This window comes from Burkholderia aenigmatica (genome assembly GCF_902499175.1).
In the GTDB taxonomy this organism is placed as follows: Bacteria; Pseudomonadota; Gammaproteobacteria; order Burkholderiales; family Burkholderiaceae; genus Burkholderia; species Burkholderia aenigmatica.
On record NZ_CABVQC010000041.1, the window covers coordinates 46,436 to 59,438 of the forward strand.

A 13,003-nucleotide genomic window follows, 5' to 3' on the forward strand; every position below is an offset into this window, starting at 1 on the left:
CGCCGCGCGGGCCCCGGCTGCCCGGTCGCATCAGTGCGGCCGGGCGGATTCCCCAATCGGCAACGGCGCGCGTTTCGTTCCGCCCGGCCGGTTCGCCGAACCGGCCGCCCACTGCCACGCCAGCAGGCCCGGCAGATAGAACAGCAGATCGCGTACGCGCCGTGCGCCGGCCAGCGCGAGACATGTCGGCGGGTCGAACCCGAGCAGCCCACCGATCAGCACGAACCCGCCCTCCTGCACGCCGAGGCCGCCCGGCATCAGGAACGCGATGCTGCTCACGAGCTGGATCAGCGCCTCGATCGCGAGCGCCTGCGCGAAAGTCGGCTCCGCGCCGAGAAAATACAGCGCGAGCCAGATTTCCAGCGCATAGCCGACGAACTGCAGCGTCTGCCAGATCGCGAGATAACGCACGACGATGCCGGTCTTTCTCCAGATCATCCGGATCGACTGATCGGTGCGCGCCGACTCGCCGACCAGCGCCACCACCTTGCCGCTCGTGACGCGGTTGATCACGCGCATCGCGCGTTCGAACGGCCGCGCATGCTGCACCAGCGCGAACAGCAGCAGCACCGGCACCAGCGCGGCCATGCCGATCGCGAGGTTGCCGGCCACCCGCGCGGCATCCGACGACACGTGCTCGAGCACATAGCCGATCGCGACCAGCGCGAACACCAGCTGGCTGATCAGCGTCAGCTGCATGTCGGCGACGAGGCTGGCCACGACCGTTGCCGGCCGCACGCCCGCCTGCCGCAACAGGCCGAACGACACGATCTCGCCGCCGATCCGCGCGACCGGCAACAACCCGTTGATCGATTCGCGGATCCACACGAGCTTCAGCATCGTCGCGAACGACGGCCGGCGCGGGCCGCGGATCAGCATCCGCCAGTCCCATGCGTTCGCGAGCATCGGCAGGATGTGCGCCAGCGCCGCGAGCAACAGCCCCGCGCCGGCGATCTGCAGGCGATGCAGGATTTCCAGCGGATGCTCGCGCCAGATCAGCCACACGGCGAGCGCGAGCCCGCCCAATGCCGCCACCTGCCCCGCATGACGGAGCCGTGCGTCGCCCCGCGCGGCGTTCCGCTCCGCGGCATCGGCGCCGGGGTTCGTCTGCATCGTCATGATTCGCTCACCGGCGACAGCAGGCCTTCCCGGTCGACGCGAAAGCGCGTGCCGCGCCACACGACATGCGACGAGAAGAAGCTCGACACGAACACGAAAAACTGCAGGAGATCGACGAACGGCAGCCAGAGCGCGCCGCGCAGGCCCGCGCCGGTCGCCCGGCTCGTCTTCAGCATCAACAGCGCCCGTGCGGCGAGCGCGGCGGCCGTCAGCCCGCACGCGGCGGTCGTGCCGCCGGAGAACAGCAGCGCCAGCAGCGCGAGCGGCACCGGGTGCATCAGCACCGAGCCGGCATGGCCGAGCCGGTCCGCCGCGCGGATCGTGCAACTCCAGCGCAATTCGTGTGCGTACAGCTTCGCGAACGTCTCCTCGACGCACGCATGCCCGACGACGAACGGCGGAATGACGACCTGCGCGCCCACCTGCCGCACCGCTTCGCCCAGCGCGTGATCCTCGGCCAGATGATGCGCGAAACGCGCGAGCCCGCCGATGCGTTCGAGCGTCGCGCGCGTGATCGCAATCGTCTGGCCAAAGCACGGACGCGCGCGCCCGATGAAGAGCCCGGTGATCACGCCCGGCAGGAAATGGTAGTTCGTCATCGCGACGGCGACACCGGGCCAGAAGCCCGGCGATGCGATGCCGCGATACACGCTCGTCACGATGCCGACATCCGGCTGCTGCAGCGCGCCGACGACGGCGCGCAAATAATCGCGCTCGACCAGCACGTCGCTGTCGGCGAGACAGAGCACCGAATACTCCGCGTGTTCGAGCATGTTCACGAGATTGGCGATCTTGCGGTTCGGCCCGTACAGCCGCGCATCGGCGACGACCTTGATGTTCGCATCAGGGTAGCGTGCACGCAGCGTCTCGACGGCCGCAAGGGCTTTGTCGTTCGCATCGTGCACGCCGAACAGGTGCTGGACCGGCCCCGGATAATTCTGTACGAAGAAGCTTTCAAGATGCTGTACGAGCTGCCACTCGTCCCCGTGCAGCGGCTTCGCGACGGTGACGCCCGGATAATCGCGCGGCTCGGCCGTCGCCCGGGAAAAGAACCGGCCGACCAGCACGCTGGCCGTGACCGTATATGCAATGCCCAGTAACACGCCCAGCCCGCAGACGATCGACATTGCCCCGGCCAGCGCGCGCAGCACATGCAGCAAAACCATGCTTCTCCCCAGTGGTGACCCGTACGACCACGACACCCGGGAGCCGCCGCGCGCACGCGGGTTCACCCGTGCGCGCCGCCGTATCGATTCCCGTGGAGCCGGATGTGAAGGACGACCAAGCGACGATACGCGCATTCAGATGACACGACTACCGTGCGGCGATCGATTCCTGTCACGCGCACGTAGCCGCATGCGACCGCGGCCCGGAACGCGACGCCGGCAAGCTTGCGGGCCGAAAGGATCGCGGTGGCGACCGCGATGACGACCCAGACGCGAAACGTCATCGTGGTGAAAAATGCTTCGGGTACGCGCCACGCAAGCAGCGACACCAGCACGAAACACTGAATGAACATGCCGGCCAGTGCGGCGATCAGCAGGTGGGCGCGCCATCGCTCGATCGTCGAAGATGCCATGGTGAAGAGTCTCCCGTGCGGACGACCGGTATCGGTCTGAAAGATTCGAAAGGTCGCGTGGGTCACGATCAGGACAAGCGAAAGTCCAGCAGAGTCCGATTGTGGCGACGCCTGCTTAACGTTTCGTTAAGGAAGCCACCGTAGAATCCACCCGACCGATACCGTCCCCGTCGTCCGCAGGAGTCTTCATGTCCATGCCCGCCCGATATGACACCGTTGCGCGCTTTCTTCACTGGCTGATCGTTGCGCTGATCGTCGCGCAATTTGCGATCGGCTGGACGATGCCCGACGTACATCGCGACACGCAGCCTATCGGCCTGATCGCCGCGCACCTGCTCGTGGGCACCGCGCTGCTCGCCGCGATGGCTTGCCGCGTGCTGTGGCGCGCGACGCATCGCCCGCCCGCGAGCGACCTGCCGCCCGCGATGCGTGCGCTGTCCGGCGTCACGCATTTCGCGCTCTACGCGCTGCTGATCGCGGTGCCGCTGCTCGGCTGGATCAACGCGTCGTCGCGCGCGTGGGGCGTGACGCTGCTCGGGATCGTGCCGTTGCCCGCGCTGTCGGCGGCCGGCTCCGGATTCGGCCACGCGATGGGCGACGTGCACGGCATCCTCGCCTGGGCACTGTTCGGCGGTATTTGCCTGCACGTGGCCGCCGCACTGGCTCACCGCTTCGTGCTGCGCGATCAGGTCGTGCAGCGCATGATGCCCTGGTGATCGCCACGCTGGCGGCACGGCATGCCATCGCGCGCATGAACCGGGTTGCCGCCGACGCCGATACCGTCTTCCGTTCCGGTTCATCGCGCGATCGACCTGCCTGCCCATCTGGCGCGGCTGGCCAGATGGTCGCGACGCCGCGCGAAGCGGCGCGCGATGACCGGCATCGCTGCCGGCGCCCTTCTGCCGCGTCGGGCGGCACGAAGGGCTGCCGTACTGCCGTGCCGCGAACACGACGGCCTGAGGTCACACAAGACCATAGCGACACCTAGTTGCTGGTCTGCGCCGGCGTATAGGGGGCCGGTGCCTGCGCCTGCGCGGCGGCAGCCGCCGTCCTCGCCCGGTCCTGCTCGGCAAGCTTCGCCTCTGCCGCCTGGATGTCCGCCGGATACTCTCCTTCGTCACCCTTCGCCGGGTCATACCCGGCTGCCTCCAGGCGCATCAATTCGTCGCGAACCTGGGCGCGCGTCAGCGGCGCTGCCGATTGCGCGAAAGCCGACTGACCGACGATCACGCCCACCATCGTCAGGACTGCGATATATGTTTTCATCATGAACTCCTTCAATGTTCCGTATCGATCCACCTTGTTGAGTGCCTTGAATGCCTGACCTGCGCACGCAGGCGGCTGCGTCAGCTTCCGAAATAGATCGAGCAGAAGCTTGCGGGGCCGACACACGCGGCAGAACCTGGGCGCGGCGACATCGTCGCCGGCTTGCCTGCTTCGGAGGAGGCGGCCGGATTGCTGCCGACCGCCGTGCTGGCCTGATGCTGCGGCATCTGTTCGGCCTGCCGCCGGAACAGCGGGCTCACGTCCGGATACGACGTATCGGTCACGAAGCGCAGCCCGTTGTTTTCGGCGTCGATCAGTTGCTGCCTGACCTGTGCGCGCGTCAGTGCCTGTGCCGACGCTTGCGGCGCGATACCCGCGAGAGAAATCACCGCCACGGCGGCGGCCACCAGCCAATGCGTATTCATGCTCCACTCCTTGAGAAGTCAACGAGACGATGTGCTACACCCGTATGACGACGGAGCGTGTGCATTTATTCCCGCGCGTCGTGGCCCGAACCACGCGGTTTCTCCGGCGCCGGGCGCGCTCGGGACGGACGTTCATGAAACTGTCATTCTTTCGTCAGCCGGCGTAACCTGACGTAACGCAGCGCCCGCCGCGCTTCGGGCAGACTGACGTCATCCCCTACGGATCGCCCATCGATCGACCATGTCCGTCGCTTACGACTATGCAGCCGGCCTGCTGCGCATGCTGTACGACCGCCATATCGACGGCGGTGCAGTGCTCGACACGGCCGTGTTTCCCGACGCCGAGCGTTTCGTCCGGGCGTGGACCGTCATCCAGACAGAGGCATTCGCCGTGGCGCGCGACATGCCGCGCATCCCGCGCTTTCACGAGATCATGCGCGAGCAGTACGACATCTCGGCCAACGACGCACGCGACTGGCGGATGTTCATCATGCAGGCGTACGGGCAGCCGTTCCCGCGTAACCTGTCGCGCTGCCCGACCGTCGCGTCGATCATCGCGGCGTCGCCGGACGTGCTGTCCGCATCGCTGTCGTTCCTCGCACCCGGCAAGCACATTCCCCCGCATCGCGGGCCGTTTCGCGGCATCCTGCGCGGCTATCTCGTGCTGTCGATGCCGAAGCGCGCGGACGGCACGCCGGCCGCCGTGCTCAAGGTCGACGGCCACGAATACCGGCTCGATGAGGGGCGTTTCCTGCTGTGGGACGACACGTTCATGCACGAGGTGTGGAACGACAGCGACGCCGTGCGGATCGTGCTGCTGCTCGATATCCGCCGGCGCGGGATGCCGCGCCTGCTCACGTGGCTGTCGAATGCCGTGATCGGCGTCGTGCGGCTCGGGATCAGGATTCGCGGGCGGTCGATTCCGGTTTAGCGCACGTAACCGGCATGCGCCGGGTGACCGTTCGTTTCGCGACCGCCCTATCTTGTGACGAGAAGGAACTCAGCGCAGCCCGAATGCAGGCGCAATCATCAGGACACCTTGCCGGAGCCATCCGACAACGCATAGATGCCGCGCCAGGCGACACACGGAAACGGCGGATCGATCGCCCGCACATTCGTCAGTTCCCAGCATACGTATCCGGCGCACCATGGCTTGCCTTGCGCGCGGGCTTCATCCGGCATCCAGTCGTGTATCCCCACGACGTCGACCAACGCGAGCGCGATACCGTCGGGGTCCTCCTGCCCGTCCAGTCGCAGAAAGATCGTGTTCTGCACCAGCACGAGATCGCGCAGCGGCAGGTCAGGTGGCGCCCACGACCGGATTTCCACCTGCTTGCGGCCCGCAACGATATCGTCGACGGCGGGTTTGACGATCGACAGCGCGAATCGCGGCATGGCAAGGGTTTCCTTCATCGGTAAATGGAACGCGTGCGACCGTCGACCGGCATTGCAACCGAACCCGGCTTGCGATGACGATCCGGGCAGGATTGTTGCCGAATCGCCGGATCGTGTCGACCGGACGCATCCGACGCACCGGCGCACCGCGACTACGCGACGTCACCTTTCCGCCTCCAAAGGATCGCCTAAACTACAGACCGTCCCCTCCGCGCGGCTCCTGCCAGCCACCGCCATGGCGCACCTCTTCTTCGCCGCTTCGATCCAGCGGCACATCGAAACGCCCGAGCGCGAAATCGACGCGCACACGCTCGGCGAAGCATTCGACACCGTTTTCGGCAAGCAGCCGCGACTGCGCGGTTACATCCTCGACGACCAGGGTGCGCTGCGCAAACACCTGTCGGTATTCATCGACGGCCAGCCGATACGCGACCGGCAACATCTGTCCGATGTACTCGGCGATGCCAGCCGGGTCTATGTCGTGCAGGCGCTAACGGGCGGATAAGGGGACGCATGCATCCGCCCCGATCCAGCACCCGACCGCCAGATCGGGCCATCAGGAGACATCGCACATGAACGATCGACTGCTCGTCGCCACCCGCAAGGGCCTGTTCGTCCTGCAGGCCGACCGCCACGGCGGCTGGACGCTCGGTGAACCGCACTTCGCCGGCGAGCCGGTCAGCATGGCGCTGGCCGACCCGCGCGACGGCACGCTGTATGCCGCGCTGAACCTCGGCCATTTCGGCGTCAAGCTGCACCGCAGGCAGGCCGGCGCCGCCGACTGGGAAGAATGCGCGGTTCCCGTCTATCCGCCGCAACCTGCCGACGCCCCACCCGCCAGCGCCCGCGTGAATGCCGGCACCGGCGACGCGGACGACGCGCCACCCGGGCCGCCACCGCCTACGTGGACACTTCAGCAGATCTGGTCGCTCGAAGCCGGCGGCGCCGACGAACCGGGCGCGCTGTGGGCCGGCACGATTCCCGGCGGGCTGTTCCGCTCCGACGACGGCGGCAGTTCCTGGGTGCTCAACCGGGCCTTGTGGGATCGCCCGGAGCGCGCCGAATGGGGCGGCGGTGGATACGATGCGCCGGGCATCCATTCGGTGATGGTCGATCCGCGCAACAGCCGGCACGTGACGATCGGCATCTCGTGCGGTGGCGTCTGGCAGACCGCCGACGGTGGTGCGACGTGGCGTGTGACCGCCGACGGCATGGAAGCCGACTACATGCCGCCCGAGCGGCGCGGCGAACCCAACATGCAGGATCCGCACCGCGTCGTGCAGTGCGCGGCCAACCCGGACGTGCTGTGGACGCAGCATCACTGCGCAATTTTCCGCTCGACCGATGGCGCCGAACACTGGCGGCGCATCGAGGCGCAGCCTTCGAGCTTCGGCTTCGCGGTGGCCGTACACCCGAGCGAGCCGGATACCGCGTGGTTCGTGCCGGCCGTGAAAGACGCGTGCCGGATTCCGGTGAACGGCCGGTTCGTCGTCACGCGCACGCGCGACGGCGGGCGCAGTTTCGAGCAGTTCACGAACGGGTTGCCGCCCGCACCGGCGTACGACCTCGTGTATCGGCACGGGCTCGCGGTGGACGATTCGGGCACGCGCCTCGCGATGGCGTCGACGACGGGCGGGTTATGGACGTCCGACGACGGTGGGGAAAACTGGCGGCTGGTGTCTGCGCATTTGCCGCCGGTTTATTGCGTCAGGTTCGGGTAACGACGGGCGACGGGCCGGTTGCCGGCCCGCTCCGGAACGTCGAAGCCGATGCAAAATGCGGTGGCCCGCTCGTCGGCAAACCGCGCCTCCGCACGCCGCCCGATCGGCCCGCCGAATCGCTTACACTGCACGCCCGGCCTCTCATCCTCCCGTCGCCATGCGATTTCTCCGGTCGTTTCCCGAGCGTTTCGCCGCTGCGCCGCACCGCCTGCGCGCGCTGCTTGCGCTCACCGCCCTCGCCGCCTCCACCGCCCATGGCGCTGTGCTGACCAACACGACCGACGCTCCATGCGGCAAAGTCGACACCGGCTACACACTCGACGACAGCATCCGCGGCGCGTTCGGCTCGACCCAGCCGGTCACCGCCTGCATCGACGTGCTGCGCGGGCAGCCCGACGGCCCGCGACGCCTGCGCATCTTCGTCGACGGCAAGCGCGTACTCACGAACGACGCGATCGCGATGGGACCAGACGACGGCGGCGTGATGGGCGATCCGTACCAGCCGCTCGACATCAGCCATGGTTCGCTGCTGGTGCGGAATGACGGCGGCAGTTCGATGCGCTGGGGCGAAACCTGGCGCGTGACGACGCGCAACGGCCAATGGATCGTCGCGGGATGGGATGAGGATCGTTGGGACTTCCGCTGGGACGGCAGCGGCAGCAGCGAATCCCATACGAGCGTCAATGCATTGACGGGAGACGTGCACGACAGCGACGCGCCGATCCCTGGCGACGAAACGCCCGCGAAACGCGCCGTCCGTCGCACCTGCAAGCTGCCCGACGCATGGCGCAGTCCGGCCGTCGCGCAGATCGCAGCGATACGCGACCGAAGCTGGCGTTGCGACGCGAAGCTCGCAAAGCCGATACGCCCCGGGCAATGACCGGAGCGGCACACCCGCCCGCGCATGACGAGCGGTGCGGCCATGCGTTCCCGCTCAGCCCCCTCTCGCCATCCGCGCCACCGCTTGCCGCGTCTGCGCAATTTCCGCTTCGAGCCAGTCGAGAAACGACCTGACCTGCGGCTCCCGTTCCCGCCCCGGCCGGCACAGCGCGACGAAGCGCGCGCCGTCGAGCCGCACCGACGGCTCGATCGGCGTCAATGCCCCGTGTGCGACATGCTCGGCCGCCAGCACGGAGCTGAGCAGCGCGATACCCTGCCCGTGCAGCACCGCCTGCAACGCGTAATGCTCGTCGTCGTAGTGGCGAAACACCGCGCGTTCAAGCCACGATTCGCGACCGGCTGCGCCACACCACGACGCCCAGTCAACCGACACCGGCAGCGGCGTATCCCACACGGTCTCGATCAGGTCGAGCGGCTCGTCCGTGCGATGCGCGTCGAATCCGGCCGCCGCATACGCGCCGAAATACTCGTCGATCAGCGCAATCTCGTTCAGCGCCGGAAACGTGCGCGACGTCGCGCGAATCGCCAGATCGATCCGCGCATCGCGTTCAAGATCGGCGAGCGTGTTGCCGGTTTCGACCTTGATGTGCAGGTGCGGATCGACGTGACGAAACCGGCCGAGGCGCGGAATCAGCCACATCGCGGCAAAGGCGGGCGTGGTGGTCAGCACGAGCGTGCGCTCGCCGGTCGCTTCGGGCCGCACCGCATCGAGCCCGCGGCTCAACGCGAGCAGCGCATCGTGACTCGCGCGAAACAGGCGCTCGCCTTCGTCCGTGAGCCGCACGCCGCTCGCGCCGCGCTCGAACAGCAGCACGCCGAGCCGGCTTTCGAGCGACTTGATCTGGTGCGACACGGCGGCCGGCGTCACGGACAGTTCGTCCGCGGCGGCCTTGAACGCGCCGAGCCGCGCCGAAGACTCGAATACACGCAATGCGGTCAGGGGGATTTTCGAGAACACGGGGCCTCGCGGGCCGGATGCGGCCGGGTTGAATTCGATTCAATCGGGGTGAGATTAGGTGAATTGAAGCGGGCGTGCAACGCGGATAGCCTTGCGGGACGTCGCGGCACGGTGCCGCGGCGCGTGTCGTCGACCCGGAGAAACAACGTGCAAGGCCTACCGCGCCGGATTACGCAGGCGGTGCTCTACGAAGCGATCGCCATTTCCTGCATCTCGCCCGTGATCGCCGCGATCTTCAAGCAGGATCTCGTCTATTCGGGGGCACTGTCGGCGATGATGTCGGCGATCGCGATGCTGTGGAACATGATCTTCAACGCGCTGTTCGAGCGCTGGGAAGCGTCGCGGCGGCAGCCGGCGCGCACGCTCGGGCGGCGGATCCTGCATGCGACCGGATTCGAAGGCGGGCTGATCTTCATCCTCGTGCCCGTCGTGTCGTGGTGGCTCCGAATCTCGTGGTTCGACGCTTTCGTCGTCGATATCGGACTGTTCGCGTTCTTCTTCTGCTACGCGTTCGTGTTCCAGTGGGCGTTCGATCGCGTATTCGACGTGCCGGCGGCGACGAAGGGGGCGTGAGCCGAACGCTCACGCGCCCGTGGCAATTTTCGGCAATTGCCAGCCGAAGCGCACCGCCGCCATCCGCAACGCAAAGCAGGCGACGCCGCCCAGCACGGCCGCGATGACCGGTGGACACCCGAGCCGCCTGCACGACACGACGAACACCGCGCCGAGCAGCGCCGCGCTCGCATAAATGTCCGTGACCAGTACGACCGGGATCCGTGCGAGCAGCACATCGCGCACGACGCCGCCTCCGCACCCGGTCACGACGCCCATCAGCGTCGCGATGAACGGGTGGACGCGGAATTCGAGCGCCTTCACCGCGCCCGCGACCGCGAACAACGCGAGGCCGGCTGCATCGAGCGTCGTGAGCATCGACGGCGAAAACTCGGCCACCCGCGCATGAAAGACGAACGCGAACAGCCCGGACGCGAATGCGAGCGCCGGATAACGCCAGTCGCTCACGGCGCTGGGCGGCCGCGCGCCGATCAGCAGATCGCGGATCACGCCGCCACCGAGCGCGACGACGAGCGACAGCACCATCACACCGAACAGGTCGAGCCCGGCGCCGATTGCCGCATTCGCGCCCTCGACCGCGAACACCGCCGTGCCCGCAAGATCGGCGGCGAGCACGACTTGCTCGATGCGCTTCATGCGAAAGAATTGCCGGAGTGCGGCCGCGTCCGGTTGCAGCCTGCGTCCGCACCGGCAGCCGCGCCGTTCAGCCGCCCGCTGTCTGCCTGCCGCCTTCCGGAATCCCCACGCGTGTTGCGGATCATCGCGGCCTCCTCGATCGAGATCGGGCAGTCTAGCGCATCGCGCGCTCACCGTCGGCCGCGCACGAAGCCGAATGCAAAAAGCCGGCGGAAGCAGGATGTGGGTCCTGCTTCCGCCGGCTCAACAACAGTCAGGCTTCCGGCCAGCGCCGTGAAACCCGACGCACCTCGCTCAATGCACGCCGAGATACGCCTTCACCGCCGGCAGGCCCGGCTTGCCGTCGAGCGTCGTCACGCCCGCGAGCCACTTGTCGAGCGCCTGCGGGTTCGCCTTCAGCCACTCGGCCGCCGCCTTGTTCGGGTCTTCCTTGTTCATGATCGGCATCATCACGTGGTTCTCGATCGTCGTCGTGAACTGCAGGTTCGACACGAACTTCGCGACGTTCGGGCAGCGCTGCGAATAGTCGGGCGGCGTGGCCGTCAGCACCTTCGCTTCGCCGTAGTTCGGGCCGAACACGTCGTCGCCGCCGGTCAGGTAGTCGATCTTCATCTGCACGTTCATCGGATGCGGCTCCCAGCCGAGGAACACGATCCACTGCTTGTCGCGGATCGCGCGATTCACCTCGACCAGCATCCCGGCCTCGCTCGACTCGACCATCTTGAACTTGCCGAGGCCGAACTGGTTGCCGTCGATCATCTTCTTGATCAGCAGGTTGCCGTCGTTGCCCGGTTCGATCCCGTAGATCTTGCCGTTCAGCTTGTCCGCGTACTTCTGGATATCGGCGAACGACTTCAGGCCGCCCTGGTACACGTAGTCGGGCACCGCGAGCGTGTATTTCGCGCCGGTCAGGTTCGGCGTCGCAAGCACCTTGATCGTGCCGGCCTTCGTGAACGGCTGGATGATCGGGTCCATCGTCGGCGACCAGTAGCCGAGGAACACGTCGATCTGCTTGCTCTTGATCCCCGCGAACGTGATCGGCACCGATGCGATCGTCTTCGTCGGGTTGTAGCCGAGCCCCTGCAGCATCGTCGACGCGAGGCCCGTGGTCGCCGCGATGTCGGACCAGCCGACATCCGCGAAGCGCACGTTCTTGCATACGGGCGGATCGGCCGCATACACGGCCGACATCGGTGCGGTTATCCCGATCCCGCACACCGCTGCGATCAATAGGCGCTTCATCTTGCTTCTCCTCAAAGTGATGTCGTTTGCTTGAATGCGGGATCGTTTATTGAAGCCGCGCGCCGCGATCCCGGCGGCGTCGCGGACCATAGGGTCGGTCAGCGCCCCGGCAACCGGCGCTCGTAGCTCGGCGCATGGCCGAACTGCGCGCGGTAGGCCTTGCTGAAATGGCACGGCGAATGAAAACCGCAGACCGTCGTCACGCGCGCGATCGACGCGTCGGTCGTGCGCAGCAGGTCGCGCGCGCGCTTCAGGCGCAGCGTCAGGTAATAGTGGGTCGGCGACACGTTCAGGTACACCTTGAACATCCGTTGCAGGTGTCGCTGCGACAGCCGCACGAGCCGCGCGAGCTCCTCGAGCGACAGCGGCTCCTCGATGTTCGCCTCCATCAGCCGCACGACCTCGATCAGCTCCGCCCGCGAGAAGCCGACGCGCGCATCGACCGGAATCGGCTGCGTGTCGGTGGAACTGCGGATGCGCTCCAGGATGAACTGCTCGGAGACCTGCGCGGCCAGCTGCTGGCCGAACCGCATGCCGACGAGGTTCAGCATCAGGTCGAGCGGCGCGGTGCCGCCGGTGCAGGTCAGCCGGTCGCGATCGACCACGAACAGTTCATCGGCGAAGCCAACTTGCGGAAACTCGGCATGCAGCGCGGACAGGTTCTCCCAGTGCACGGTGCAGCGATAGCCGTCGAGCAGCCCACTCGACATCAGCGCATACGCGCCGGTGCAGATGCCGCCGAGCGGCAGCCCGCGTTCGGCGAGCGCCGCGAGCGTATCACGCGCGCCTTCGTCGACCACGTCGCGGATGCGGATGCCGCCGCATACGATCATCACGTCGGGCAGGTTCGTGTAGTCGAGCGCCTGCGTGGGCCGCACCGCGATGCCGTTGCTGGCGTGTACCGGACTGCCGTCGAGCGAGTAGATCGACCACTGGTAGTGATCGGCGCGTCCGACGTAGTTCGCCATCCGAAGCACTTCGACGGCGCTCGAGAACGCGATCATCGAGAAGTTCGGCAGCGTCAGGAAGCCGAAATGGGCGAGGGACGAAACCGGTGAAACGCAGGCGGCGGGCGCGACAGCGACGGCGGACGTCACATCGGTCTCCTGGCGAGGAGGTTGCAGGGGGCCAGCCCCGCGGCCGAAGCCGCGGAAGCCGTTATCTCTATTCAGGGTGAGCGGCCGGGGAT

Annotated in this window: 16 protein-coding genes; 6 read left to right on the forward strand and 10 right to left on the reverse strand. The window is 67.1% G+C overall.

What is annotated here, in order from left to right; all coding sequences use genetic code 11:
* Positions 1–30: 30 nt before the first annotated feature.
* From BDO18943_RS26140 to BDO18943_RS26150, 3 genes are all read right to left on the reverse strand, one after another.
* Positions 31–1,119, reverse strand: a complete 1,089-nt coding sequence (locus BDO18943_RS26140) for a lysylphosphatidylglycerol synthase domain-containing protein (RefSeq protein WP_175024610.1) — start codon at positions 1,117–1,119, stop codon at positions 31–33.
* Positions 1,116–2,285: a bacteriohopanetetrol glucosamine biosynthesis glycosyltransferase HpnI gene (gene hpnI, locus BDO18943_RS26145; RefSeq protein WP_175024611.1), complete on the reverse strand. Its 1,170-nt coding sequence runs from the start codon at positions 2,283–2,285 to the stop codon at positions 1,116–1,118. Before hpnI ends, BDO18943_RS26140 begins: the two co-directional genes overlap by 4 nt.
* 62 nt (positions 2,286–2,347) lie before the next feature.
* On the reverse strand, positions 2,348–2,764 hold the full coding sequence (locus tag BDO18943_RS26150) for a hypothetical protein (RefSeq protein WP_175024612.1): 417 nt from the start codon (positions 2,762–2,764) through the stop codon (positions 2,348–2,350).
* A gap of 122 nt (positions 2,765–2,886) precedes the next feature.
* Here BDO18943_RS26150 and BDO18943_RS26155 point away from each other — a divergent pair, with 122 nt between their 5' ends.
* Positions 2,887–3,414: a cytochrome b gene (locus BDO18943_RS26155; RefSeq protein ID WP_175024613.1), complete on the forward strand. Its 528-nt coding sequence runs from the start codon at positions 2,887–2,889 to the stop codon at positions 3,412–3,414.
* Between the two features lie 268 nt (positions 3,415–3,682).
* On the opposite strand, the gene BDO18943_RS26160 is transcribed toward BDO18943_RS26155, so the two are convergent.
* Together BDO18943_RS26160 and BDO18943_RS26165 are read right to left on the reverse strand one after the other, a co-directional pair.
* Positions 3,683–3,964 (reverse strand): DUF4148 domain-containing protein, encoded by a 282-nt coding sequence (locus tag BDO18943_RS26160; protein WP_175024614.1) that lies wholly within the window; start codon positions 3,962–3,964, stop codon positions 3,683–3,685.
* Between the two features lie 80 nt (positions 3,965–4,044).
* A complete protein-coding gene (locus tag BDO18943_RS26165; protein ID WP_175024615.1) occupies positions 4,045–4,389 on the reverse strand; it encodes a DUF4148 domain-containing protein in 345 nt (114 codons plus the stop codon).
* Between the two features lie 241 nt (positions 4,390–4,630).
* On the opposite strand from BDO18943_RS26165, the gene BDO18943_RS26170 reads away from it, so the two are divergent.
* Complete coding sequence (locus BDO18943_RS26170; protein WP_175024616.1) at positions 4,631–5,320, forward strand: aspartyl/asparaginyl beta-hydroxylase domain-containing protein; 690 nt, start codon at positions 4,631–4,633, stop codon at positions 5,318–5,320.
* A gap of 98 nt (positions 5,321–5,418) precedes the next feature.
* Here BDO18943_RS26170 and BDO18943_RS26175 read toward each other — a convergent pair whose 3' ends face one another.
* Positions 5,419–5,784 carry an ASCH domain-containing protein gene (locus tag BDO18943_RS26175; protein WP_175024617.1) on the reverse strand — a complete coding sequence of 122 codons (366 nt, stop codon included), beginning with the start codon at positions 5,782–5,784 and terminating at the stop codon, positions 5,419–5,421.
* Between the two features lie 235 nt (positions 5,785–6,019).
* On the opposite strand from BDO18943_RS26175, the gene BDO18943_RS26180 reads away from it, so the two are divergent.
* The 3 genes from BDO18943_RS26180 (at position 6,020) to BDO18943_RS26190 (ending at position 8,385) form a co-directional block, all read left to right on the forward strand.
* Positions 6,020–6,289 carry a MoaD/ThiS family protein gene (locus tag BDO18943_RS26180; RefSeq protein ID WP_175024635.1) on the forward strand — a complete coding sequence of 90 codons (270 nt, stop codon included), beginning with the start codon at positions 6,020–6,022 and terminating at the stop codon, positions 6,287–6,289.
* A gap of 67 nt (positions 6,290–6,356) precedes the next feature.
* Positions 6,357–7,505 (forward strand): WD40/YVTN/BNR-like repeat-containing protein, encoded by a 1,149-nt coding sequence (locus BDO18943_RS26185; protein WP_175024618.1) that lies wholly within the window; start codon positions 6,357–6,359, stop codon positions 7,503–7,505.
* 157 nt (positions 7,506–7,662) lie between these two features.
* Positions 7,663–8,385, forward strand: a complete 723-nt coding sequence (locus BDO18943_RS26190; protein WP_175024619.1) for a hypothetical protein — start codon at positions 7,663–7,665, stop codon at positions 8,383–8,385.
* A 54-nt stretch (positions 8,386–8,439) separates the two neighbouring features.
* Here the strand turns inward: BDO18943_RS26190 and BDO18943_RS26195 are convergent, their stop codons facing one another.
* Positions 8,440–9,363, reverse strand: coding sequence for a LysR substrate-binding domain-containing protein (locus tag BDO18943_RS26195; RefSeq protein WP_175024620.1), 924 nt, complete (start codon positions 9,361–9,363; stop codon positions 8,440–8,442).
* Between the two features lie 147 nt (positions 9,364–9,510).
* Between BDO18943_RS26195 and BDO18943_RS26200 the strand changes: the two genes are divergently transcribed.
* Positions 9,511–9,936: a PACE efflux transporter gene (locus BDO18943_RS26200; protein WP_175024621.1), complete on the forward strand. Its 426-nt coding sequence runs from the start codon at positions 9,511–9,513 to the stop codon at positions 9,934–9,936.
* A 9-nt stretch (positions 9,937–9,945) separates the two neighbouring features.
* Here the strand turns inward: BDO18943_RS26200 and BDO18943_RS26205 are convergent, their stop codons facing one another.
* The 3 genes from BDO18943_RS26205 to BDO18943_RS26215 all read right to left on the reverse strand — a co-directional run bounded on the left by BDO18943_RS26205 (position 9,946) and on the right by BDO18943_RS26215 (position 12,911).
* A complete protein-coding gene (locus tag BDO18943_RS26205) occupies positions 9,946–10,572 on the reverse strand; it encodes a trimeric intracellular cation channel family protein (RefSeq protein WP_175024622.1) in 627 nt (208 codons plus the stop codon).
* 294 nt (positions 10,573–10,866) lie between these two features.
* The gene (locus tag BDO18943_RS26210) at positions 10,867–11,814 is read right to left on the reverse strand and encodes a choline ABC transporter substrate-binding protein (RefSeq protein WP_175024623.1); all 948 of its coding nucleotides are present in this window, start codon (positions 11,812–11,814) and stop codon (positions 10,867–10,869) included.
* 98 nt (positions 11,815–11,912) lie between these two features.
* Positions 11,913–12,911 carry a GlxA family transcriptional regulator gene (locus BDO18943_RS26215; RefSeq protein WP_011354068.1) on the reverse strand — a complete coding sequence of 333 codons (999 nt, stop codon included), beginning with the start codon at positions 12,909–12,911 and terminating at the stop codon, positions 11,913–11,915.
* Positions 12,912–13,003 lie beyond the last annotated feature (92 nt).